The organism is Rhodoferax fermentans (genome assembly GCF_002017865.1).
Taxonomy (GTDB): domain Bacteria; phylum Pseudomonadota; class Gammaproteobacteria; order Burkholderiales; family Burkholderiaceae_C; genus Rhodoferax; species Rhodoferax fermentans.
The window spans coordinates 1,238,814-1,261,384 of the sequence record NZ_MTJN01000002.1; the positions used below are offsets into that span (position 1 = coordinate 1,238,814).

General features: G+C 60.0%; 28 protein-coding genes and 1 tRNA gene. 5 read left to right on the forward strand and 24 right to left on the reverse strand.

What is annotated here, in order from left to right:
• Window positions 1-69: 69 nt before the first annotated feature.
• Together RF819_RS06045 and RF819_RS06050 are read right to left on the reverse strand one after the other, a co-directional pair.
• Entirely contained in the window at window positions 70-681 is a 612-nt protein-coding gene (locus RF819_RS06045) for an SCO family protein (RefSeq protein ID WP_200224181.1), read from the reverse strand.
• 170 nt (window positions 682-851) lie between these two features.
• Window positions 852-1,736 (reverse strand): class I SAM-dependent methyltransferase, encoded by an 885-nt coding sequence (locus RF819_RS06050; protein ID WP_078364141.1) that lies wholly within the window; start codon window positions 1,734-1,736, stop codon window positions 852-854.
• 36 nt (window positions 1,737-1,772) lie between these two features.
• Between RF819_RS06050 and RF819_RS06055 the strand changes: the two genes are divergently transcribed.
• The 3 genes from RF819_RS06055 (at window position 1,773) to RF819_RS06065 (ending at window position 4,287) form a co-directional block, all read left to right on the forward strand.
• Entirely contained in the window at window positions 1,773-2,486 is a 714-nt protein-coding gene (locus RF819_RS06055) for a ComF family protein (protein WP_078366798.1), read from the forward strand.
• Window positions 2,487-2,723: 237 nt separating this feature from the next.
• The gene (locus RF819_RS06060) at window positions 2,724-3,620 is read left to right on the forward strand and encodes a hypothetical protein (protein WP_078364142.1); all 897 of its coding nucleotides are present in this window, start codon (window positions 2,724-2,726) and stop codon (window positions 3,618-3,620) included.
• Between the two features lie 196 nt (window positions 3,621-3,816).
• Window positions 3,817-4,287, forward strand: a complete 471-nt coding sequence (locus RF819_RS06065; RefSeq protein ID WP_078364143.1) for a tRNA (cytidine(34)-2'-O)-methyltransferase — start codon at window positions 3,817-3,819, stop codon at window positions 4,285-4,287.
• Between the two features lie 45 nt (window positions 4,288-4,332).
• On the opposite strand, the gene RF819_RS06070 is transcribed toward RF819_RS06065, so the two are convergent.
• The 5 genes from RF819_RS06070 to RF819_RS06090 form a co-directional block, all read right to left on the reverse strand.
• On the reverse strand, window positions 4,333-4,806 hold the full coding sequence (locus tag RF819_RS06070) for an NUDIX domain-containing protein (protein WP_078364145.1): 474 nt from the start codon (window positions 4,804-4,806) through the stop codon (window positions 4,333-4,335).
• Window positions 4,803-5,696, reverse strand: coding sequence for an ATP-binding protein (locus RF819_RS06075; protein WP_078364146.1), 894 nt, complete (start codon window positions 5,694-5,696; stop codon window positions 4,803-4,805). The genes RF819_RS06070 and RF819_RS06075 overlap by 4 nt, the downstream gene beginning before the upstream one ends.
• Complete coding sequence (gene argJ / locus RF819_RS06080; RefSeq protein WP_078364148.1) at window positions 5,693-6,922, reverse strand: bifunctional glutamate N-acetyltransferase/amino-acid acetyltransferase ArgJ; 1,230 nt, start codon at window positions 6,920-6,922, stop codon at window positions 5,693-5,695. The genes RF819_RS06075 and argJ overlap by 4 nt, the downstream gene beginning before the upstream one ends.
• A gap of 90 nt (window positions 6,923-7,012) precedes the next feature.
• Window positions 7,013-9,757: a preprotein translocase subunit SecA gene (secA, locus tag RF819_RS06085; RefSeq protein ID WP_078366799.1), complete on the reverse strand. Its 2,745-nt coding sequence runs from the start codon at window positions 9,755-9,757 to the stop codon at window positions 7,013-7,015.
• A gap of 169 nt (window positions 9,758-9,926) precedes the next feature.
• Entirely contained in the window at window positions 9,927-10,913 is a 987-nt protein-coding gene (locus RF819_RS06090) for a M23 family metallopeptidase (protein ID WP_078364149.1), read from the reverse strand.
• A 20-nt stretch (window positions 10,914-10,933) separates the two neighbouring features.
• Between RF819_RS06090 and RF819_RS06095 the strand changes: the two genes are divergently transcribed.
• Entirely contained in the window at window positions 10,934-11,242 is a 309-nt protein-coding gene (locus tag RF819_RS06095) for a hypothetical protein (protein WP_078364150.1), read from the forward strand.
• Between the two features lie 46 nt (window positions 11,243-11,288).
• Here RF819_RS06095 and RF819_RS06100 read toward each other — a convergent pair whose 3' ends face one another.
• The 10 genes from RF819_RS06100 to RF819_RS06145 all read right to left on the reverse strand — a co-directional run bounded on the left by RF819_RS06100 (window position 11,289) and on the right by RF819_RS06145 (window position 18,134).
• Complete coding sequence (locus tag RF819_RS06100) at window positions 11,289-11,555, reverse strand: hypothetical protein (protein WP_143541616.1); 267 nt, start codon at window positions 11,553-11,555, stop codon at window positions 11,289-11,291.
• A 155-nt stretch (window positions 11,556-11,710) separates the two neighbouring features.
• Window positions 11,711-11,786, reverse strand: a tRNA-Thr gene (locus tag RF819_RS06105).
• A gap of 41 nt (window positions 11,787-11,827) precedes the next feature.
• Window positions 11,828-12,235 carry a ClpXP protease specificity-enhancing factor gene (locus RF819_RS06110; RefSeq protein WP_078364153.1) on the reverse strand — a complete coding sequence of 136 codons (408 nt, stop codon included), beginning with the start codon at window positions 12,233-12,235 and terminating at the stop codon, window positions 11,828-11,830.
• A 7-nt stretch (window positions 12,236-12,242) separates the two neighbouring features.
• Window positions 12,243-12,854: a glutathione S-transferase N-terminal domain-containing protein gene (locus tag RF819_RS06115; RefSeq protein WP_078364154.1), complete on the reverse strand. Its 612-nt coding sequence runs from the start codon at window positions 12,852-12,854 to the stop codon at window positions 12,243-12,245.
• 101 nt (window positions 12,855-12,955) lie between these two features.
• Window positions 12,956-13,711: a cytochrome c1 gene (locus tag RF819_RS06120; protein WP_420853875.1), complete on the reverse strand. Its 756-nt coding sequence runs from the start codon at window positions 13,709-13,711 to the stop codon at window positions 12,956-12,958.
• 32 nt (window positions 13,712-13,743) lie between these two features.
• Window positions 13,744-15,144, reverse strand: a complete 1,401-nt coding sequence (locus tag RF819_RS06125) for a cytochrome b (RefSeq protein WP_078364157.1) — start codon at window positions 15,142-15,144, stop codon at window positions 13,744-13,746.
• 11 nt (window positions 15,145-15,155) lie between these two features.
• On the reverse strand, window positions 15,156-15,770 hold the full coding sequence (gene petA, locus RF819_RS06130) for a ubiquinol-cytochrome c reductase iron-sulfur subunit (protein ID WP_078364158.1): 615 nt from the start codon (window positions 15,768-15,770) through the stop codon (window positions 15,156-15,158).
• Between the two features lie 96 nt (window positions 15,771-15,866).
• Window positions 15,867-16,943, reverse strand: coding sequence for a 4-hydroxythreonine-4-phosphate dehydrogenase PdxA (gene pdxA, locus RF819_RS06135; protein WP_242472898.1), 1,077 nt, complete (start codon window positions 16,941-16,943; stop codon window positions 15,867-15,869).
• A gap of 9 nt (window positions 16,944-16,952) precedes the next feature.
• Window positions 16,953-17,711, reverse strand: a complete 759-nt coding sequence (locus RF819_RS06140) for a Nif3-like dinuclear metal center hexameric protein (RefSeq protein WP_078364159.1) — start codon at window positions 17,709-17,711, stop codon at window positions 16,953-16,955.
• A gap of 51 nt (window positions 17,712-17,762) precedes the next feature.
• Complete coding sequence (locus RF819_RS06145) at window positions 17,763-18,134, reverse strand: hypothetical protein (RefSeq protein ID WP_078364160.1); 372 nt, start codon at window positions 18,132-18,134, stop codon at window positions 17,763-17,765.
• A gap of 66 nt (window positions 18,135-18,200) precedes the next feature.
• Between RF819_RS06145 and RF819_RS06150 the strand changes: the two genes are divergently transcribed.
• Window positions 18,201-19,340 (forward strand): S1C family serine protease, encoded by a 1,140-nt coding sequence (locus tag RF819_RS06150; RefSeq protein ID WP_078364161.1) that lies wholly within the window; start codon window positions 18,201-18,203, stop codon window positions 19,338-19,340.
• 22 nt (window positions 19,341-19,362) lie between these two features.
• Here RF819_RS06150 and tatC read toward each other — a convergent pair whose 3' ends face one another.
• The 7 genes from tatC to hisI form a co-directional block, all read right to left on the reverse strand.
• Window positions 19,363-20,160: a twin-arginine translocase subunit TatC gene (tatC, locus tag RF819_RS06155; RefSeq protein ID WP_078364162.1), complete on the reverse strand. Its 798-nt coding sequence runs from the start codon at window positions 20,158-20,160 to the stop codon at window positions 19,363-19,365.
• Window positions 20,160-20,615: a Sec-independent protein translocase protein TatB gene (tatB, locus tag RF819_RS06160; protein WP_078364163.1), complete on the reverse strand. Its 456-nt coding sequence runs from the start codon at window positions 20,613-20,615 to the stop codon at window positions 20,160-20,162. Before tatB ends, tatC begins: the two co-directional genes overlap by 1 nt.
• Before the next feature lie 30 nt (window positions 20,616-20,645).
• The gene (gene tatA / locus RF819_RS06165; protein ID WP_078364164.1) at window positions 20,646-20,879 is read right to left on the reverse strand and encodes a Sec-independent protein translocase subunit TatA; all 234 of its coding nucleotides are present in this window, start codon (window positions 20,877-20,879) and stop codon (window positions 20,646-20,648) included.
• Window positions 20,880-20,947: 68 nt separating this feature from the next.
• Entirely contained in the window at window positions 20,948-21,322 is a 375-nt protein-coding gene (locus RF819_RS06170; protein ID WP_078364165.1) for a histidine triad nucleotide-binding protein, read from the reverse strand.
• Window positions 21,319-21,732, reverse strand: coding sequence for a DUF4870 family protein (locus RF819_RS06175; protein WP_078364166.1), 414 nt, complete (start codon window positions 21,730-21,732; stop codon window positions 21,319-21,321). The genes RF819_RS06170 and RF819_RS06175 overlap by 4 nt, the downstream gene beginning before the upstream one ends.
• Complete coding sequence (locus RF819_RS06180) at window positions 21,729-22,121, reverse strand: phosphoribosyl-ATP diphosphatase (RefSeq protein ID WP_078366801.1); 393 nt, start codon at window positions 22,119-22,121, stop codon at window positions 21,729-21,731. The genes RF819_RS06175 and RF819_RS06180 overlap by 4 nt, the downstream gene beginning before the upstream one ends.
• A 5-nt stretch (window positions 22,122-22,126) precedes the next feature.
• Window positions 22,127-22,516, reverse strand: coding sequence for a phosphoribosyl-AMP cyclohydrolase (gene hisI, locus RF819_RS06185; RefSeq protein WP_078364167.1), 390 nt, complete (start codon window positions 22,514-22,516; stop codon window positions 22,127-22,129).
• Window positions 22,517-22,571 lie beyond the last annotated feature (55 nt).

The following is a 22,571-nucleotide window of genomic DNA, read 5'->3' on the forward strand; positions in this document are numbered from 1 at the left end:
CTGATTGCAAGCTTTTTAACCCTCTGGCCCTTATCCATCAAGGGCTGGTAGCTATCAATCCAAGAGCACTCAAGCCGCCGGATGCAACAGCAGGCGGATGTCGGCGGCGGTCAGCTCGGGCTGGGTGCCGTAACGCGTGAACAGGCGCAAGTTGCCCTGGGTGTCGTACACGTAGCTGCCCGCCGTGTGGTCGATGGTGTAGCTGGTGGGTGTGGGGCCGGGCACCTTTTTGTAATACACCTTGTAGTCCTTGGCCAAGGCAGCGGTTTTTTCGGGTGTGGTGTAGAGCGCCAGAAACGTCGGGTCAAAGTTCTCCATGTAGGCTTTGAGCATCTCGGGCTGGTCACGCTCGGGGTCCACGGTGACAAACAGACCCTGCAGCTTGTCGCCATCCGGCCCCAGCAGCTGCTTGATACGCACCATCTCCACCATCGAGGTCGGGCACACGTCCGGGCACTGGGTGTAACCAAAAAACACCATCACGATCTTGCCGCGAAAGTCTTTCAAGCTGCGCAGCTGGCCATTGTGGTCGGTCAGGGCAAAGTCCTTGGCGTAGTCGGCGCCGGTGATATTGATCGCGGTGAACGCCGGGCCACTGGGGCCACATGCGATCAAATGGGCTGCAGCCCAGAGTCCTAAAGCGCCAGCAGCTATTTTTTGCAGAGCATGTCGTTTGTTCATGGGCTCCATCATAGCCAGCAGAGCGTCAGCGGATCAGCTGCGGATGTGTCCCCTCTCCCCCAGGGAGAGGGTTAGGGTGAGGGCGGCGTTTGGTTTTTTGTACCATCTGCAAGGCCCTGCCCTCACCCCTGCCCTCTCCCGCAAGGAGAGGGAGGAAAACCTCACCCGGCTTAAACACCCGACGCAGGCCTGCCACGCGCCAGCGCCGCCCGCATGTCGCTCAGGCTGATTTCGCTGTGCGCCGCCACCGACAAGCGTGGCTTGGGTTTAAACGCGTGGCCGTAGATCACCTCAAAGCTGAGTTGCAAGGGCTGCTGCGCCAGCGCCTTGAGCAGTTGCTGGTGCCAGCCGCGCCCACGCAACCCCGCAAACCGCGCCACATGCAGATTGCGGCCCAGGCCGCGCAGCTCTTGCAACAGGCGCTCGGGCGTCTCAAAAGTGAGCGTGATGCGTTCCATGTCGATCACCGGCTCGGCAAAGCCAGCGCCCACCAGCATGTCGCCCCAGTCGTGCATGTCGGTGAACTCGTGGGCGGGCGCGGGCCAGCCCAGCGTTTTGTAGAGGGTTTGCAGCTCTTTGAGGGTGTCTGGCCCCAGGCAGGAAAACATCAGGAAACCATCGACCTGCAGCGCGGCGTGCCACTGCGCCATCAGCCCCTGCGGGTCAGCCGCCATGTGCAAGCACATGTTGGACCACAGCATCTGCGCGGGCTGCTCCACCTGCGTGACCACCTGGGTTTTGGGTTGCAACCAGGCTTGGGGCTTCCAACGCGCGGGCAGCAGCGCCTTGCCCGCCTGCTGCACACCTGCGCTGGAGCCCTCCAGCACCGTGCAGGTGGCTTTGGGGTAGCGCTGACTGATCAAGCTATGCGCCTGCAGACCACCTTTGAGCGGCTGCCAGTGCACCCAGCTGCTGGGCAACACCGTGATCCAGTCGAGGCGCTCTTGCATGCGCCGCGCCACCTCTTCATGCAACCAGGGCGACTCGGCCACAGGCAGGTCTTGCCAGCGTTGTGCGGCGCGCGGGTCAATGGTGGGGGGCTGTTGGTTAGGCATGTGAAAACGGCAAAGTCGGGGGAGTATATTGACTGGATGCTTAGAAAGCTGTTTTCGGGGGCACTGCCCCGGCGCCTCAAACTGCCGACACTGCCCAGCCAGTGCCGGGTCTGCCACGCCTGGCCGTCGCAGCCGGTGTGTGAGGCCTGCGTGAGCCAGTTTGCCCAGCCGCACACCCGCTGTATCAGCTGCGCCCTGCCCTTGCCTGCGGGTATGCGCCACTGCGGCGCCTGCCTGAAACACCCGCCGCCGCTGGACAGCTGCCTGACCGCCGTGGCTTATGCCTATCCGTGGTCCACCCTGGTGCAGGACTTCAAGTTCCACGCTCAACCCGGCCTGGTGCGCAGCTTTGCCACCCTGCTACGCGCCGCGCCCTGGGTCGAACCCGCGCTGGACGAGGCGGATGTGCTGCTGCCGATGCCACTGTCCACCACCCGGCTTAAGGAACGTGGTTACAACCAGGCCCTGCTGCTGGCCCGCGCGCTGGAACCCACCAAAACCCGTGCCGACATCCTGCTGCGCATTCAGGACACCCCGGCGCAGCACACCCTCAAACGCAGCGAACGCCTGACCGTGCTGAACCACGCCTTTGCTGTGGAGCCGCTGCTGGCCCACACCCTGCGCGGCCAGCGTGTAGTGCTGGTGGACGATGTGATGACCACCGGCGCCTCGCTGTTCACCGCCGCACGGGTGCTCAAGGCGGCTGGGGCCAGTGTGGTGACGGGGTTGGTGATTGCACGGACGGAGTGATGTGTAGGCACAAAACGGCTTTTGACGGCAGCTTTGTGAAGCTGCTTTTTGCCAGAACAGGTATAGCCCTTGACGTTGAGCAAAAAATGTCGGAATCCATATTTCATGCGGGTCTCAGGCGTATTTTGTGCCAATGTTAGGGCGACAATCGCCCTGTTAGGGAGATAACTGGCTGTCTCTCCATTTTGAGTTAGGCGGCACAAGACGCCCCCTGCCTCTCCACCCGAAAGAACGCACTTGAACTTGCTCGAAGCACTCTTCTCCGGCGCCAAGGCGTTCGTCAAGGAACTCGTCAGTGTCGCTCGAACTGTTGTCAGGGAGGTGCTGAAGGAAGTTGACCAGTCAGCGTTCGGCCGATCTGCAACACGTCTTGTGGACGGAATAGCAGATCGATACTTCACCCAGGCTCGTGATCTATCCGAAGAAGAGAGCGAATTAGCAGAGAAGTCCAGACGCGATGGACTCAGAACCGAAGCAGACGCAGAGCGGCTTCGCGAGATCGCTGCCGAGCGAGAACGCGTGAGGGCAAAGATGGAACGGATAAATGCCGAACGGTCCGCCCAAGACCTCCGGGATCACGCAGACGAAACACTGGTTGCTCGGCTCGACGACGACGAACTCAGCTCGACCGTTGGCATCCTGGCAGCGAAGGTCTGCCCTGCCTGTGGTGGAACTATGCGAATTAGACAGGGGCCAGTAGCGAGTGACACGGGCATACGTCGGTTCTACTGGCAATGCACTGAACCCAACTTACCCATGTGCCCCTATGTCAAGCTTGATCCGAGCAAAGTAAACGCAGGCGTGGTTCGTCTGGCTGATCCAGACCTCGACACACCGAAAGAACAACGTCGCGCAGTGTGGAACAGAAACGACGTCATTGCGGAAACCCATGGCAGAGTCCGTCAGCACTTGGGGGATGACGATAAGCAAGTCGTCTGCCCTCGGCACTTGCTTCCGATGAAGCTACTGCCGAAGAGAAATCAAGGGGGCAGAGTCTTGGATAGCTACGAGTACGTTTGTCTGGGCGTCACAACGGACGGTAAAGCTTGCGAGTACAAGATTGACCTGCAGACCATGCCGCAAGTAGCGGCCATGCTTCGTCGCACAGAGGGCGAAGGCATCATTCGTCACTAGCACGAGGTGCCACATAGCCCCTCGCTCAAGCGGAGCGACAACGTTCATCGACAAGCTCAAAAGCACCCCGCAGCGGGTGGGCCATCAGGGTGCACCGATGTCGCAAAGCGCAGCGCGTCTGAGGTGCGCCCCAATGGCCCACCCGCTGCCACCCACGACGCAAAACAGCTGAGGCCAAGCGGCGACAATCCAATCCATGTTTCACATTGTCCTGGTCGAACCCGAAATCCCGCCGAATACCGGCAACGTCATCCGCCTGGCGGCCAACACCGGCTGTACGCTGCACCTGGTGGAGCCGCTGGGGTTTTCGATGGACGACAAACACATGCGCCGCGCCGGGCTGGACTACCACGAGTACGCCACGCTCAAGCGCCATGCCGACTGGGCCGCGTTTCTGGCCACCCAAAACCCGCCGCCCGAGCGCCTATTTGCGCTGACCACCCGCGCCAGCCGTAATGTGTTTGAGGTGGCTTTCCAGCCGGGGGACTATCTGGTGTTTGGCTCGGAAACCAAAGGGCTGAGCGACACCGTGCGCTTGGCCTTTACGCCCACCACGTCGATCAAGTTGCCGATGGTGCCGGGCCAGCGCAGCCTGAATTTGTCGAACGCGGTGGCGGTGACGGTGTTTGAGGCTTGGCGGCAAAACGGTTTTGCCAAGCTGTCTTAAGCCAAATCGACCTCTAGCCCTTATAGATCAAGGGCTGGTCGCTCTTTAATACAGAGCACCCGTCCAGCCGATGTCGGCGGCCAGCCACTGCAATACGGGAATCGTGCCGGGCAAAACCGGGCTCACTTTCACCGGAATCTGTTGCCAGGCAAAACTCTGCGCTTCGCGCATCTGCAACTCTCCCGACCAGTCCAGCACCTTGCAAAAATGCAGGCGCACCAGGGCGTGCGGGTAGTCCACCAGCTCCTCGCGCCAGCGCTGGATCTGGCCGGTGGTGATGCCAAGTTCTTCGTGTAACTCACGCGCCAGGGCTTGTTCCACGGTTTCACCGGCTTCGAGCTTGCCACCGGGAAATTCCCAGTAACCGGCGTAGACCTTGCCCTCTGGGCGCGAGGTCAGCAAAAAGTGACCATTGGGCTGGATCAGCACACCCACGGCCACATCCACCACCTTGCGGTCCGGGCCACCTTCTCGCGCCTCGTGTCCGTCGGCCACCAATGGTTTGTGTGGCTGGCTCATGGCTGGGCGGCGCCGGGCGCAGCCGACTGGCGGCCCGCCAGATCACGCGCAAACTGGTAAGCGACACGGCCACTGCGGGCGCCGCGCTCCAGCGCCCAGACCAGGGCTTCTGGCCGGGCGGCCTCGATCACGTTGTTGGCCACACCAAAGGCCGTGAGCCACTGCGCCACGATGGCCAGGTACTCGTCCTGATTGAAGGAGTAGAAGCTGACCCACAGGCCAAAACGCTCAGAGAGCGAGATTTTTTCTTCAACCACCTCACCCGGGTGCACCTCGCCGTCGGGCGCGTGGGTGTAGGTCAGGTTGTCCTTCATGTGTTCGGGCAGCAGGTGGCGGCGGTTGCTGGTGGCGTAGATCAGCACATTGGGCGTGGTGGCGGCCACCGAGCCGTCCAGGATCGACTTGAGCGCCTTGTAGCCGGGTTCACCGTCTTCAAAACTCAGGTCGTCGCAAAACACGATGAATTTTTCGGGCCGGTCTGACACCAGTTCAACGATGTCGGGCAGGTCCACCAGGTCGGCCTTGTCAACCTCGATCAGGCGCAGGCCCAGGTGGGCGTATTCGTTGAGGCAGGCGCGGATCAGGCTGGACTTGCCGGTGCCACGGGCGCCGGTGAGCAACACGTTGTTGGCCAGGTCACCGCGCACAAACTGCCAGGTGTTGCGCTGGATTTTTTCTTTTTGTGGCTCGATGGCTTTGAGGTCGGCCAGCTTCATGGCGCCGATGTGGCGCACCGGCTCCAGGCTGCTGCGCCCGGCGCTGCGCTTGCGGTAGCGGTAGGCGCTGGAGGCGGCCCAGTCCGGCTGCGCCAGGGGCTGGGGCAGAACCGACTCGATGCGGGCCATCAGCTGCTCGGCGCGGGCCAGCAGGTGCTCAAAGTTCACATTCATGAGCGGTAATCGGCGTTGATGGTGACGTACTCGTGGCTCAGGTCGCAGGTCCAGACGGTGTCAGCCGCGCTGCCACGGCCCAGCAGCACCCGCACGGTGATCTCGCTTTGTTTCATCACACGCTGGCCATCTTCTTCGCGGTAGGCCGGGTTGCGACCGCCTTTGACAGCCACGTGCACATCGTCCAGGTACAGGTCGATGCCGGTCTGGTCCAGGTCGGTGATGCCTGCGTAACCAACTGCGGCCAGGATACGGCCCAGGTTGGGGTCGCTGGCAAAAAACGCGGTTTTGACCAGTGGCGAGTGCGCAATGGCGTAGGCCACCTGGCGGCACTCGGCCTGAGTCGAGCCACCTTCGACCTTGATCGATATAAATTTAGTAGCACCCTCCCCATCACGCACAATGGCTTGGGCCAGTTTTTGTGCCACACCGAGCATCGCGGTCTTGAGCGCTTGCCCGGCCGGGCTGGCCAGCGACGTGATGGGCGCATGGGCCGCTTTGTTGGTGGCGATCACCACAAAGGAGTCGTTGGTGGAGGTGTCGCCGTCAACGGTGACGCGGTTGAACGAGCCTTCGGCCAGCTCCAGCGCCAGCTGTTTCATCACGGCGGGGGCGACATTCGCATCGGTGGCCATAAAACCCAGCATGGTGGCCATGTTCGGTCGGATCATGCCCGCACCCTTGCTGATGCCGGTGATGCTGACCGTCACACCGTCAATGCTCACCTGCGCGCCAAAGGCTTTGGGGGCGGTGTCGGTGGTCATGATGGCGTGCGCGGCATTGAGCCAGTTGTCTGCCTTAGCGTCTGCAATGGCGGCGTCCAGACCGGCTTCGATGCGATCCACCGGCAGGGTTTCCATGATCACACCGGTGGAAAACGGCAACACCTGATTTGCGCTGATGCCCAGCCGTGTCGCCAGCGCAGCGCAACTCTGCTGCGCGCGCGCCAGGCCGTCGGCGCCGGTGCCCGCATTGGCGTTGCCGGTGTTGATGACCATGGCGCGGATGCCCTGGCTACCGGCCAGGTGTTCACGGCAGATCTGGACCGGGGCGGCGCAGAAGCGGTTTTGGGTGAACACGCCCGAGACCGAGGCACCCGCGTCGATTTGCACCACCGTCAAGTCCTTGCGGTTGGCTTTGCGGATACCGGCCTCGGTGATGCCAATGGTCACACCGGCGATGGGGAAAAGTTCAGCGGGATTCGGGGCGGGCAGGTTGACGGGCATGGTGGTCTTTCAAAACGTCAAAAACACTTTCGGGGAGGCCAGATAAACGAAATCGGGCGCTAGGCCCGATTTTCATGCAGTCAGTGTGGCTTAGCTCAGCTTGCCGTGGCACTGCTTGTATTTTTTGCCACTGCCGCAGGGGCAGGGGTCGTTACGACCGACACGCGGCACCTCTTGCGCCACCGTGGCAGCGTCGACCGTGGTTTCGACCTCGCCGGTCTCAGAAGGGGCGCTGTAGGTGACGTTGCTGACGCGCTCGGCACGGTCTTCCATGGCGGCGGCGGCCTGGGCCGCTTCTTCTTGCGACTGCACGCGTACCGTCATCAACATTTTGGTGACTTCGTTCTTGACCGAGTCGAGCATCTGGCCAAAGAGCTCAAAGGCTTCGCGCTTGTACTCCTGCTTGGGCTGCTTCTGGGCGTAACCACGCAGGTGGATGCCCTGGCGCAGGTAGTCGAGTGAGCTCAGGTGGTCGCGCCAGTTGCTGTCGATGGTTTGCAACAGCACCATGCGTTCGAACTGGGTGAAGTTCTCGTTACCCACCAGTTCAACCTTGGCAGCGAACAGCTGGTTGACGTGGGCCTTGACGGTGTCGACCAAGTCGTGGTCGGTGATGGCGCTGGCGGCGTTGACCTGATCTCGCAGCGGCAGGCTGATTTGCCATTCGTCTTGCAAAGCTTTTTCAAGTGCAGCCAGGTCCCACTGCTCTTCCACTGACTCGGCGGGCACAAACTGGCGCACGATGTCTTCAAAACAGCCTTCGCGCAGGCCCTGGATTTGTGCGGACAGGTCTGACGCATCCAGAATTTCGTTGCGCTGCTGGTAGATCACCTTGCGCTGGTCGTTGGCAACGTCGTCGTATTCGAGCAGCTGTTTGCGCATGTCGAAGTTGCGCGCTTCAACCTTGCGCTGGGCACTCTCGATGCTGCGGGTGACCATGCTGGCTTCAATCGCCTCGCCCTCGGGCATCTTGAGGCGGTCCATGATGGCTTTGACGCGGTCACCGGCAAAGATGCGCATCAACGCGTCGTCCAGGCTCAGGTAGAAGCGTGAGGAGCCCGGGTCACCCTGGCGGCCAGAACGACCACGCAGCTGGTTGTCGATGCGGCGTGACTCGTGGCGTTCGGTGGCGATGATGCGCAGGCCACCGAGTTGGGTGACCAGCTCGTGGTCTTTGGTCCACTGGTCGCGGATGGCCTGGATTTGTTGCTGCTTTTGAGCGGCATCCAGGGCTTCATCGGCCTCAATGGCTTCGATCATTTTGCTGACATTGCCACCCAGCACGATGTCGGTACCGCGACCGGCCATGTTGGTGGCGATGGTGATCATCTTGGGCCGACCGGCCTGCGCCACGATGTCGGCCTCACGCGCATGCTGCTTGGCGTTGAGCACCTGGTGCGGCAGTTTTTCCTTGTCCAGCAGGTTGGCGATCAGCTCGGAGTTCTCGATCGAGGTGGTGCCCACCAGCACCGGCTGGCCGCGCTCGTAACACTCGCGGATGTCCTTGATGGCGGCGTTGTACTTCTCTTGCGTGGTTTTGTAGACGCGGTCAAGCTGGTCGTCGCGGCGGCTGGGTTTGTTGGGAGGCATCACCACGGTTTCCAGGCCGTAGATTTCCTGGAACTCGTAGGCTTCGGTGTCGGCGGTGCCGGTCATGCCCGCCAGCTTGCCGTACAGACGGAAGTAGTTCTGGAAGGTGATCGACGCCATGGTCTGGTTTTCTGGCTGGATCGCCACACCTTCCTTGGCTTCGACGGCCTGGTGCAGGCCTTCACTCCAGCGCCGGCCCGTCATCAGGCGGCCTGTGAACTCGTCCACAATGACCACCTCACCACCTTGGACCACATAGTGCTGGTCGCGGAAATACAGGTGCTGTGCGCGCAAGGCGGCGTACAGGTGGTGCATCAGGGTGATGTTGGCCGGGTCGTACAGGCTGGCGCCTTCGGGCAACATGCCGAGCTCGAACAGGATGCGTTCGGCGTTTTCATGGCCACGTTCGGTCAGGAACACCTGGCGGCTTTTTTCGTCGAGGGTGAAGTCACCGGGTTTGGTGATGCCCTCGCCGGTGCGCGGGTCGGCTTCGCCTTCCTGCTTCTCGAGCTGCGGCACGATGCGTTTGATAGCCTGGTACAGATTGGTCTGGTCTTCGGACTGGCCGGAGATGATCAGTGGTGTACGCGCTTCGTCGATCAGGATCGAGTCCACCTCGTCGACGATGGCGTAGTTCAGCCCGCGTTGCACACGGTCGGCCGCCTCGTACACCATGTTGTCGCGCAGGTAGTCAAAACCGTATTCGTTGTTGGTGCCGTAGGTGATGTCGGCGCGGTAAGCGGCCTGTTTGTCCGGGCGCTGCATGTTGGGCAGGTTGATGCCCACACTCAAGCCCAGGAAGTTGTACAGCCGCCCCATCCACTGTGCGTCGCGGTTGGCCAGATAGTCATTGACGGTGACCACATGCACGCCGTTGCCGGTCAAGGCATTGAGGTAGACCGGCAGCGTGGCGGTCAGGGTCTTGCCCTCACCAGTGCCCATTTCAGAAATTTTGCCTTCGTGCAAAGACATGCCGCCGAGTAATTGCACATCAAAGTGGCGCATCTTCATGACACGTTTGGAGCCCTCACGCACTACGGCGAAGGCTTCGGGCAAGAGGTTGTCGAGCGACTCGCCCTGGCTGATGCGTTGTTTGAATTCCTCGGTTTTGGCGCGCAAAGCCTCATCGGTGAGTTGCTCGTAGCCGGTTTCCAGCGCATTGATCTTGCTGACCGTGTGGCGGTATTTCTTGAGCAGGCGGTCATTGCGACTGCCGAAAATTTTGGTGAGGAAATTGGTGGCCATGAATGCGGTGCGCAGCTTGTCCACCAATCACGGCAAACAGACACGCAGTCCTTTATTACGATCTAACTGAAATGGGGCTAAGCAACGCTGTCACAAGCTGTGATGAACGGCAAATTTTGACAACTATGTGGGCAATTTTAGCCGCCTGACAAGGGCGCACCCTAAACCCTCACTTGGGGGAGGCGCTTGCCGCCAAAGCCGCCGCTCGGGTGGCGACATTGGCCACGGCTGCCACCGTGGTCCCGGGTGCCTGCGGGTGGACTGCCAGAAACTTTTGCGGGTCTTGCACCACGCCGTGAACCCACACCTCGAAGTGCAAGTGGGCGCCCGTGGAGCGGCCGCTGGTGCCCACCTCGGCAATTTTCTGCCCGCGTTTGATCAGGTCCCCTTTTTTGACCCATGTCCTGGAAGCATGGGCATAACGTGTGATCAGACCTCCGCCATGGTCAATTTCCACCATGTTGCCGTACTCCGCGTGGTACTCCTGCGTCACCACCACACCGCCTGCGGCAGCCAGGATCGGTGTACCCACCGGCGCCGCGTAGTCCTGACCGGTGTGCAGGGCCGAGCGCCCGCTGAAAGGGTCAAGCCGCCAGCCAAAACCGGAACCCATGTCACTCACCGTCACCGGCTTCTGGGTGGGGGTCATCATGCGTTTCATCTTGAGGTCAAACAGCTTGGACTCCAGCGTGGTCAACACGCTGCTGCGCTGGGTGGCCAGCTCCTCAAACCCAACCATGGCGGCCTGCACTTCCTCCATGCTCAGCGGACGCGAGGCCACCAAGGGCCCGCCAGAGCCAGTGAGCGCTTTGGCGGCAGGCACCGGCAAACCGGCCAGGCCCGAGACACGTTCACCCAGCGACTCCAGTTGCTGCAGTTTGGCCTGCATTTCACCGAGTTGGCGCGCCATCAGATCCAGGTTCTCCCGCAGGAAGCGGTCTCGCTGGGCAAAGTCATCTTTGGTCACGAGCTTGACCAGGGAGCTCACCACCGGCCAGCCCTCACGCGCGCCCTTGATGATCACCCAGTGGTAAACCCCCAGGGTGGTTAACATCAAGCCGATCACGATGACTGCCACCACCGCGACCAGCCGCCCTCCCGTCAAGTTGACAACCTGTGACTTGGCCAGTCGGGCATCTGTGATGATCAATTGCATCTGTTACTCCATCCAAGCGCATGAACGTTCGCAGCCAACATCAATTTACCCTGCTTCAGGCCAGCGAAAACAACCCGGGTTTGGCCAAATTGATGGCCCAACAGAAGGCATCGCTGTCTCGCCTGCGGGCCATCGAGATGCTGATCCCGGCACCTCTGCGCCCGTTTGTCAAAAGTGGGCCGTTCGAGGACGGTGCCTGGTGCCTGATGTTGTCCAACAACACAACCGCTGCCAAATTGCGCCAACTGTTGCCCACGTTCGAAGAAAAGCTGCGAGCCACCGGTTTGGAAGTGACGTCAATCCGGCTCAAGGTGAGCCGCCAACCCTAAACCCGTTCCCGGCAGCCAAAGGTGGCGATTTTGGCACGCTGGCAGATCAGCGCAACTGATCCAAGACATCCAAAGACGAGGATGGCGCGAGCAGCTGGCCCAGCCACCAGAACAACACCACAAAAAATCCAGTCATCAGCACCAGCGCCACAAAGCGGATCAGCCACTTTTTGCCACCGTGGATCAGCTGACGTCGCGGCGTGAAGCGCATCCCATTGGCCTGGCACGGCCTGCAGATGTACTCACCATAACGGTTCTTGTGGCAGTCTCTGCGTCTGACGGTGGTGCCGCAGACCGAACATTTTTTCAACACGTCACCCAGTTCCAACGAGTAATCTTGTGGGCCTGCGCCATACATTCGGGCACCTGCTGTGAGGCCGCCGGCCCGGTTTGAGCGGCAGACAGCTGATGCACGCATCAAAAAAAACCCCCAGGTATCACTACTTGGAGGTTTTTAGAGGTGTTTGGTGGTGCCGATTATCGGATTCGAACTGATGACCTACCGCTTACAAGGCGGTTGCTCTACCAACTGAGCTAAATCGGCACGGGGCATAGTTTACACGAGCAAGCGACCCGCTCCGCTGGCTATTTGATACGTTTGAGCGTGGGGCGTGGGCTGCTGGTCGGCTTGGGCGCCTCAGGCTCTGGGCTTGGTTCAGGACGGCTGATTTGCGGAAAGGCCATGCCTTGGCCGTTTTCGCGCGCAAAAATGGCGATCACCTGATCCACCGGCACCATGATGTCCCTGGCCACGCCAGAAAAGCGGGCCTTGAACACGATGTAGTCATTGCCAAGCTGCAAACCCGTGGTGGCTGTCAAACCCACGTTGAGAACAATTTCACCGTCCTTGACGTACTTCAGTGGCACCTGCACCGAGTGATCCACAGAAACGGTGATGTGTGGCGTGTAGCCGTTGTCACAACACCATTCGTGGATGGCACGGATCAGATAGGGACGGGTCGAGGTGGACTCGGTGTCGTTCTTCTCGCTCATCGGTTACCTATTTGCGCATCACTTTTTCAGATGGCGTCAATGCCTCGATGTAGGCGGGACGCGAAAAAATGCGTTCTGCATACTTCAGCAGAGGTGCCGCGTTCTTGCTCAGCTCAATGCCGTAGTAATCCAGGCGCCACAACAAAGGCGCAATGGCCACGTCGAGCATGGAGAAACCATCACCCAGCATGAACTTGTTCTTCAGGAACACCGGGGCCAGTTGGGTCAGTCGATCACGGATGTGGGCGCGCGCCTTTTCCAGGGCCTTTTCGTTGGCCTTGGCAGTGCGCGACTCCAGCGTTGACACATGGGTGAACAACTCTTTTTCGAAGTTCAGCAGGAACAACCGAACCCGGGCACGGTCAACCGGGTCGCCCGGCATCAGCTGTGGATGTGGAAAACGCTCGTCAATGTATTCATTGATGATGTTGGACTCGTACAGGATCAGGTCGCGCTCGACCAGAATCGGCACTTGCCCGTAGGGGTTCATGACACTGATGTCTTCGGGCTTGTTGTAGAGATCAACGTCACGGATCTCAAAATCCATGCCTTTTTCAAACAGGACAAAACGGCAACGGTGAGAGTAAGGGCAGGTTGTTCCTGAATAAAGCACCATCATGGTGAAGGCTCCTAAAAAATAAAAAGAGCGGGGTGCAAAAAGCAGCCCCACTCTGAACCGTCAAGGTCGCCTGGATAAGCGACCTGGCAAATGTGGACGGGCTACTTGATGTCTTTCCAGAAAGACTTGTTCAAACGCCAGGTGACAACCGTCAACCCAGCCAGGAAAATCAAGACCCAGATGCCCAGCGTCTTGCGGGTGGATTGCACAGGTTCACCCATCCACTGCAGGTAGTTGACGAGGTCACCCACCGTCTGATCGTACTGCTCTGTGGTCAATGTGCCTGGTGTGACCTGCTCGAAGCCCTTGAACACATGGGTTTTCTGCCCATGCTCTTCAACTTCCTCGAATACCGCCTTGCGGTCACCCTGCAGCTCCCACAAGACATGAGGCATGCCTACATTGGGGAACACCAAGTTGTTCCACCCGGTCTGGCTGGCGCTATCACGGTAAAAACCACGCAGGTAGGTGTAGAGGTAGTCAGCACCTGTGCCGTTGGCACCAGCGCGTGAACGGGCGATCACACTCAGGTCAGGCGGGTTGTTGCCAAACCAGGCCTTGCCTTCTTTCATGGAGATCACCGACTTCATGGTGTCACCCACTTTGGCATCGGTCAGCACCAGTTCACTCTTGATCTGATCCAGGGTAAAGCCGAGGTCCTGCAAGCGGTTGTAGCGCACGTATTCAGCGCCGTGGCAGTTCAGGCAGTAAGCGACAAAGGTCTTGGCACCGTTCTGCAAAGAGGTCTTATCGGAGATATTGCCTGGCGCTTTGTCCCAGGCCGGTCCCGCCGTATTGGCAAACACCGACATAGACAGACCCGACACCAGAGACAAACCCAGGGCGACTTTTTTGATGAAACTCGTTTTCATTGTGAAAATTCTCCGGGTCAGTGAGGCTTGTAAACAACGCGACTCGGCACCGGCTTAAAGGCTCCCATGCGGCTCCACCAAGGCATCAACAAGAAGAAACCAAAATAAAACAGCGTACCGGCTTGTGACACACGGTTAGCGATGTCAGACGGCGGCTGGATACCCAGGTAGCCCAGCACCAGGAAGTCGATCACAAACACGGCGTACAGGTACTTGTGCCAAGTGGGGCGATAGCGAATGGACTTGACCTGACTGTTGTCCAACCAGGGCAGGAAGAACAGGATCACGACACCGCCACCCATGGCGACCACACCCCAGAACTTGGCTTCGATCAACAGCATCAAGGCCACGATCACCACGGCACCCACCGCAATCACGCCCTTGAACAGGGTCGGCATCTTGACCTTGACCACGGCCAATACAGCGGCCAACACGGTCACAGCCATCAGCACGTACATCAACTCGGATGTCACGGCGCGCAGCATCGAGTAAAACGGTGTGAAGTACCAGACTGGCGCAATGTGAGCCGGTGTCACATAAGGATTGGCCGGGATGAAGTTGTTGTACTCCAGGAAGTACCCACCCATTTCAGGCGCAAAGAAAATGATGGCCGAGAACACGAACAGGAACACACTGACACCAAAAATGTCATGCACCGTGTAGTACGGATGAAACGGGATGCCATCGCGCGGGATACCGTTTTCGTCTTTGTTGGCCTTGATTTCCACACCATCGGGGTTGTTCGAGCCGACTTCATGCAGCGCAATGATGTGCGCCACCACCAGGCCCAGCAGCACTAGGGGCACCGCGATGACGTGGAAACTGAAGAAGCGGTTCAGCGTGGCATCTCCCACCACAAAATCACCACGGATCAGCAACGCCAGATCAGGACCAATGAAGGGAATGGCAGAGAACAAGTTCACGATCACCTGCGCACCCCAGTAGCTCATCTGTCCCCAGGGCAGCAGGTAGCCCATGAAAGCTTCGGCCATCAGCGCCAGGAAAATGCCGCAGCCGAACAGCCAGACCAATTCACGCGGTTTGCGGTAACTGCCGTACAGCAAACCACGGAACATGTGCAAATAGACCATCAGGAAGAAGGCCGAAGCACCGGTGGAGTGCATGTAACGGATCAGCCAGCCCCAGGGCACATCACGCATGATGTACTCCACCGAGGCAAATGCCAGCGCAGCGTCCGGCTTGTAGTGCATCACCAGGAAAATGCCGGTGACGATCTGAATCACCAACACCAGCAGCGACAGGGAACCAAAGATGTACCAGACGTTGAAGTTCTTCGGCGCGTAGTACTCACTCATGTGCTCTTTGAAGAGCTTGGACAAGGGGAACCGGTTGTCCACCCAGTTCAGCGCCTTGGCGGACAAGGGCGCGTTCGGGGAAATTTCGTGGAATTCTGCCATGTCAATAGTCCTCAAGCTTTCTTGTCGTCACCGATCAGCAACTTGCTGTCTGACAGGTACATGTGGGGAGGAATCTCAAGATTGTCGGGTGCCGGCTTGTTCTTGAACACCCGCCCCGCCAAGTCAAAGGTTGAGCCATGGCACGGGCACAAGAAGCCACCTTGCCAGTCATCCGGCAAAGACGGCTGCGGGCCTGCCTGAAACTTGTCCGACGGTGAGCAGCCCAGATGGGTGCAAATGCCAATGGTCACCAGGTATTCGGGTTTGATCGAGCGGGTGGCGTTACGTGCATACGCAGGCGCCTGCTCATCGGGCTTGCGGGTGGATGCAGGATCAACCAGTTGATCGTCCAGTTTGGGCAAAGCAGCCAGCATCTCGGGTGTGCGACGCACAATCCAGACCGGCTTGCCACGCCATTCCACCGTCATTTTTTCGCCCGGCTTCAAGGCTGAAATATCAGCCTCTACCGCTGCGCCAGCGGCCTTGGCTCGCTCCGAGGGTTGAAACGACGCCACAAAAGGCGCCACAACGGCAGCTGTGCCAAGCGCGCCCACTGCGCTGGAAGCAATCAGCCACGTTCGTTTTTCGGCGTCGACCAAACCGTTTTTAACAACAGATTCACTCATGGGCATCCTCAATGATAAAAACCACACCAAATCAAAGGGTAGGATTGTAGCTGAGCCACCCTTTGCTCAGGCGCCGCCCGCAGGCGGCATTCAGCCTTATCCGCCGCTTTCACGCCGCAAACACCCCAGCAACTGCGCCATACGCACCGCCTCGATCAGGCTCGATGCATCGGCACGCCCAGTGCCCGCCAGGTCAAAAGCAGTGCCGTGGTCCGGGCTGGTGCGCACGAGTGGCAAACCCAGGGTCACATTGACGCCTTTGTCCACGCCCAGATATTTCACAGGAATCAGGCCCTGATCGTGGTACATCGCCAACACCACGTCGAATTCACCGTCCCGACCGGCCTGAGCGCGTGCACGCATGAAAATCGTGTCAGGGGCTTGTGGCTCGCTGGCGTTGACCCCTTGCCGGCGCGCCGCAGCCACGGCCGGGGCGATGATGGTCTGTTCTTCGGTGCCAAACAGCCCGCCCTCACCCGCATGCGGATTCAGAGCTGCCACACCAATCCGAGGGGCACGCCCCAAAATCGGCAGCAGCGCATGGTGGGTGATCAGCAGACTTTGCAACACGTTTTCAAACGTCACCGCCGCCAAGGCATCACGCAAGGACACATGGATGCTGACCAGCACCACGCGCAACTCATCGTTGGCCAGCATCATGCGCACCGGGCACTGGTCCACCGGCAGACCTTGGTGTTTGGCGGCCAGGGCCTGCAGCAATTCCGTGTGGCCGGGAAAGGCCGCATATGGCGCCCCCGCCAGCGACAGCGCCGCCTTGTTAAGCGGAGCCGTCACCAGGCCCGCCACCTCACCACGCAGTGCTGCATTGGCAGCCCAGACCACCGCGTCACCCGCCATCTGGCCAGCGCGGGCACTGAGCTGCCCAAAAGGTTCGGGTGGCAAGCTGCTGGCCTCTATCGGCAATACCGGCACACACCGGGGTGGGCAGGACAGCGCCTCCTGGGCATGCGACAACACCAGCACCGGCAGCACCACACCCTCACCGGCCACGCAGGACGCCGCACGGCGCATGGTGGCCACATCCCCCACCACAAAACAGCCACGGGTCTCCTGCGGCGCATCACGAAAGGCCTTGACGATGATTTCCGGGCCGATACCGGCCGGGTCACCCTGGGTGATGGCCAGAGGCAAGTGCATGCGGGGTTCGCTCATGGAAGATTCTCAGGCTGGGTTGTCAATGTCAATGAACTCGTGCGCCAGCCCCAACAGGCCTGCCACATGGGCCGCCACAGCGGGCGCGCCATATCGCTCGGTGGCGTGGTGGCCACAGGCCAGATAGGCCACGCCACATTCGCGGGCCAGATGCGCTTGTGGCTCGGACAACTCACCGGTGATGAAGGCATCCGCCCCCGCAGCAATGGCCGCCTCAAAATAACTCTGTGCCCCGCCAGAACACCATGCTATATTTTGAATAGCTTTTGACCCTTGACCAACAAGGGCTACAGGCCGATTTAATACAGAAGAGACGTGGTCTGCCAGCGCCTGTGCCGACGCAAAACTCTGCCCATCCACCGGCGCGCCGAGCCAACCCAAGTCCTGCTCACCAAAACGGGCCGTGCCCACCAGCCCGAGCTTGAGGCCCAGCTGGGCGTTGTTACCCAGCTCGGGATTCGCGTCCAGCGGCAGGTGGTAGGCCAGCAGGTTGATGTCGTGCGCCAACAGCAAGGCCAGACGTTGTTTCATCCAGCCGGTGACACAGCCGTTCTGGCCACGCCAGAACAAGCCGTGGTGCACCAGGATCGTGTCGGCCTGGGCGGCAATGGCGGCCTCGATCAGCGCCCGGCTGGCGGTCACGCCCGACACAATTTTGCGGACCTGGGCACCGCCTTCAACCTGCAAACCATTGGGGCCGTAGTCGCGAAACCGCTCAGGTTGGAGCAAGGCATCCAATGTGCCCAGAAGTTCGGTGCGGTGAATCATGACAAAAACCAGGGGAGATGATGCGCACAATGATAAGCCCGTGCGCCAGCGTTAATGCAGTTGTTCAGGAGGTGATTCGGGCTCCAGCTCTGCATCACAGTCACAACCAACCCCTGCAGCCACCCAGCGCTTGGCCACACGACCCAAGCCGACCGCCAGCAGCGAGGTGCTCGGCTTCAGCCAGGGTGGCAAGCGCGCTGCCAGCACCTCTTGCGGCGCGGTGATGGCACCACACCGGTACAGGCTAGCCTCGGCCTGCCAGCGCAGAGCGCGACATGGCCCCTGGCGGTGACCCGACAGCAACACCCCGAGTGGACAGGGCGCCAGCAGGCAACACACCCCACAGCCGTTGCAAGGCGCGCCCAGCGCGGGTTTGGCAGGGGCGTCGGCAAAAATAAGGACGTGTTGTGTCGGAACGGGCATTGAAATGGGAGGCTAAACCTACAATTTGATTCCATCACAAAAGTGGGCTGCGCCCCAGAAAATTCCATGAAACGTCTTTGGTTGTTGTTTTCACAAACGGTCACCGTCTTGTTGGCCGCTTATTTTGTGGTGGGCACCCTCAAGCCAGGGTGGCTGCCATCGCGCGGTGTGAGTTCGGCGGTGGCGGTGCTGGAAGCACCCGAACCCGGCACCGGGGTGGTACCTGCGGGCAGCTTCCGGCTGGCAGCGCAGAAAGCCTCCTCGGCGGTGGTGAGCATCAACATCAGCAAAAATGCCCGGCCCAACCCGCAGAACAACGACCCCTGGTTCAGATTCTTCTTTGGTGAACAACAAGACCAGGCGCAGATGGGCCTGGGCAGTGGCGTCATTGTCAGCGCCGACGGTTACATCCTGACCAACAACCATGTGGTCGAGGGTGCCGACGAGATCGAGGTGTTCCTCAACGACAGCCGCAAGGCGCGCGCCAAGGTGATTGGCACCGACCCGGACTCCGACCTGGCGGTGCTGAAGATCGACCTGGACCGGCTGCCAGTGATTGTGCTGGGCAATGCCAGCACCCTGCAGGTGGGTGACCAGGTGCTGGCCATCGGCAACCCGTTTGGTGTGGGTCAGACCGTGACCAGCGGCATTGTCAGTGCGCTGGGGCGCAACCAGCTGGGCATCAACACCTTTGAGAACTTCATCCAGACCGATGCCGCCATCAACCCCGGCAACTCGGGCGGCGCGCTGGTAGACACCAACGGCAACCTGCTGGGCATCAACACCGCCATTTATTCGCGCTCCGGCGGCAGCATGGGGATCGGTTTTGCCATTCCGGTATCCACCGCCAAGATGGTGCTCGAAGGCATTGTCAAAGACGGTCAGGTCACGCGTGGCTGGATTGGTGTGGAACCCAACGAACTCAATGCCGAGTTGGCGCAGACCTTTGGTGTCAAAGCCGACCATGGCGTGATCATCACCGGCGTGCTGCAAAACGGCCCAGCCGCCCAGGGTGGCATGAAACCGGGTGATGTGGTGACCCGCGTGGCCAACCAGGACGTGCACAACGTGGCCGAGATGTTGTCCCTGGTGGCGGCCTTAAAACCCGGCCAGACAGAGTCTTTTGAGGTTCAGCGCGCCGACGGCCGGGTCACCCTCAACATCGCACCAGGTGTTCGCCCCAGACCGCGCCAGCGTGTGCAGTGAGATCTGAGGGAAAAAGCCAGACTCAGGACGACGTCGTGGTTGGATTGGCCTCGTCGTCGGGCGCCTTGGTGTGTTTGATGAACACCTGCGCCGCGATGATGCCAATCTCGTAGAGCGCCACCATCGGGATTGCCAAGGCCAGTTGTGACACCACGTCGGGCGGTGTCACGATGGCGGCAATGATGAAGGCCAGCACCACAAAATAACCGCGGAATTCCTTGAGCTTCTCGATGCTGAAGATGCCCATGCGTGCCAGCACCACCACCACCACCGGCACCTCAAAGGCCAGGCCAAAGGCCAGGAACATCGACAACACAAAACTCAGATAAGCCTCGATGTCAGGCGACGCGGTGATGCTTTTGGGCGCAAAACTCTGGATGAACGCAAACACCCGGCCAAAAACAAAGAAGTAGCAGAACGCCACCCCCAGGAAAAACAACAGGGTGCTCGACACCACCAGTGGCAGCACCAGCTTTTTCTCGTGGGAATACAGTCCGGGTGCCACAAAGGCCCAGATCTGGTAGAGCACCACCGGCAGCGCAATCAGGAGTGCGGCCATCATCAGCACCTTGAGCGGCACCATGAAAGGCGAAATCACCGAGGTGGCGATCAGCGTGGAACCGGCGGGCAAATGGGACACCAGCGGCGCGGCCAGCAGGTCATACAGGGCACTGGGGCCGGGGTACAGCGCCAGCGCCACAGCTACCACCACAATCGCAATGGTGGCCTTGACCAGGCGGTCACGCAGCTCAATCAGATGCTGCACAAACGGTTGTTCGCTGCCAGCCAGCTCGTCGTCTTTTTTGGAGGGATCGGACATTACTTGAAGGAAGTCGGCCGGTAACGCGCGACACGCGCGGCACCTGACAAGGCCTTGGTGCGCACACCATTGCGGGCTTTGTACCAGTTGGGCACAGCACCTTGTTTGAGGCGCCAGTGTTTCTTGGGATGGCGGTACTCGGGTACCGGCGAGAAGTCGACGGCAGCGGAGCTGTCGCCGGAAGATTCGGCCCAGGACTTTTCGAAGTCTGCGGCGTTGTCGCGCAGGGTCTGGTTGACATCCTTGGCGGCGTCTTCCACCGTTTCTTTCATGCGTTTGAGTTCGTCGAGGGCCATCGATCGGTTGACCTCGGCCTTGACGTCGCTGATGTAGCGCTGCGCCTTACCCAGCAAGGTGCCCACGGTGCGCGCAACCCGGGGCAGTTTCTCCGGTCCGATCACCACCAAAGCCACGGCGCCAATCAGCGCCAGCTTGGAAATACCCAGATCAATCATGCGAACCTAACACCGAACCGAACCAGCACATCAAGACTTTTGCTTGGCTTCCACGTCAATCGTGGTTTTGTCAGCAGCTGCGCTGTTGGCAACTTGGGCTGCGGCTTTTTCCTCTTCGGTGGTGCCGCCGTCTTTCATACCGTCCTTGAAGCCTTTGACGGCGCCACCCAGATCACTGCCGATGTTCTTGAGCTTCTTGGTGCCAAACACCATGACCACAATCAACAAAACAATCAACCAGTGCCAAATTGAAAACGAACCCATCTTGATGCTCCTAACGAATGCCGAAATTTTAGACGGGCAAGTGCGACGTCTGCGGCCAAAGCTGGGGATTATCCCCGTAACCATGGGCGCGGACCGCCCATGACATGAATATGCAGGTGGTGTACCTCCTGCCCGCCTTCTGCACCAGTGTTGCAGAGCAGGCGAAAGCCACCGGCCGGGTAAGGGTTACAGCCCTCTTGCCGCGCCAGCTTGGGCGCCAGCACCATCAAACGCCCCATCAAGGCCGCGTGTTCATCGGTGAGCTGGGCCATGGACGGGATGTGTAACTTGGGGATGATCAAAAAATGCACCGGCGCCGACGGATGGATGTCGTGAAAGGCGTAGAAGTCCTCGTCCTGGTACACCGGCTTGGACGGAATCTGGCCTGCCACAATTTTGCAGAACAGGCAGTTCGGGTCATGGTCAACAATCTTCTCACTCATGCGGGGATCTCCATGGGCAAACCTTTGTTCAACGCCATCCAACCGCTGACGATGCGATATAGGAACCAGATCGACACCGCCAGCCAAGCCAGCCAACCCGGCAGGATGAACAGCAACCACAGGGGCGCGGTCACCGCGTACAACAGCCCGGCGATGATCACCGTGCGGATGCGCCAGCGAAAGTGCGATGCATGCCAAGTACCCACCGCGTCGCCCCGTTTGACCAAGTCAATCACCAGCGCAATCACCAGCAACAGCGGCCCCATTTGTGCGCCAGGGATCAGCGCCGCCACCGCCACCACCAGGTGCAGGATGTAGCTGACCGTGCCCCAGGCGTTCAAGCCATTGAGGGTTTGCACGTCGAGTTCACGCGACTCGCCGCTTGGGCCGTTTGAAAAATCCTGGGTCATGAGCTTGCTCCTTGTGGCGTCTGGTCAGGCGTTTTGGCCTGGCGCTGCGCCTTTTCTGCGAGGCCACTGGTGCCCTCACGGCGTTCCAGCTCAGCAAGCACATCGGCCGGGCTCAGGCCGTAATGCGCCAGCGCCACCATGCTGTGAAACCACAGGTCAGCCACCTCGTAGACGATCTTGGCCGGATCACCGCCGTGGTCCGCGTCCTTGGCGGCCATCACCACCTCGGTGGCTTCTTCACCAATTTTTTTCAAAAAGGCGTCCGGCCCCTTGTGCAACAGACGCGCCACATAACTGGCTTCGGGGTCACCACCGCGTGCGGGCAGGCGGGACTCGATCACGGCGGCCAGCGCGGCCAGGGTATCAGCGCAAGAGGGGGTAGACGACATGGCACTCATTTGTAGATGGTTTCGGGATCTTTCAAGACCGGGTCGGTCACTTTCCAGGCCCCGTTCTCATACACGCTGAAAAAACAGCTGTGCCGACCGGTGTGGCAGGCAATACCGGGCGTGTGGCCCGTCTGGGTGACCTTGAGCAACACCACGTCGGCATCACAGTCGATGCGGATTTCATGCACGGTCTGCACATGGCCGGACTCTTCGCCCTTGAACCACAGCTTGTTGCGTGAGCGGCTGAAATACACCGCACGGCCGAGTTCGGCGGTTTTTTGCAGGGCCTCGCGGTTCATCCAGGCAAACATCAGCACGTCGCCCGTGCCCTGCTCCTGTGCAATGACCGGCACCAGGCCTTGTGCGTCCCATTGGATGGTGTCGAGATAGTTCATGGAAGAATTGTCCATGATCAGGATGACTTATAAAAAAGATAGCTATCAGCCCTTA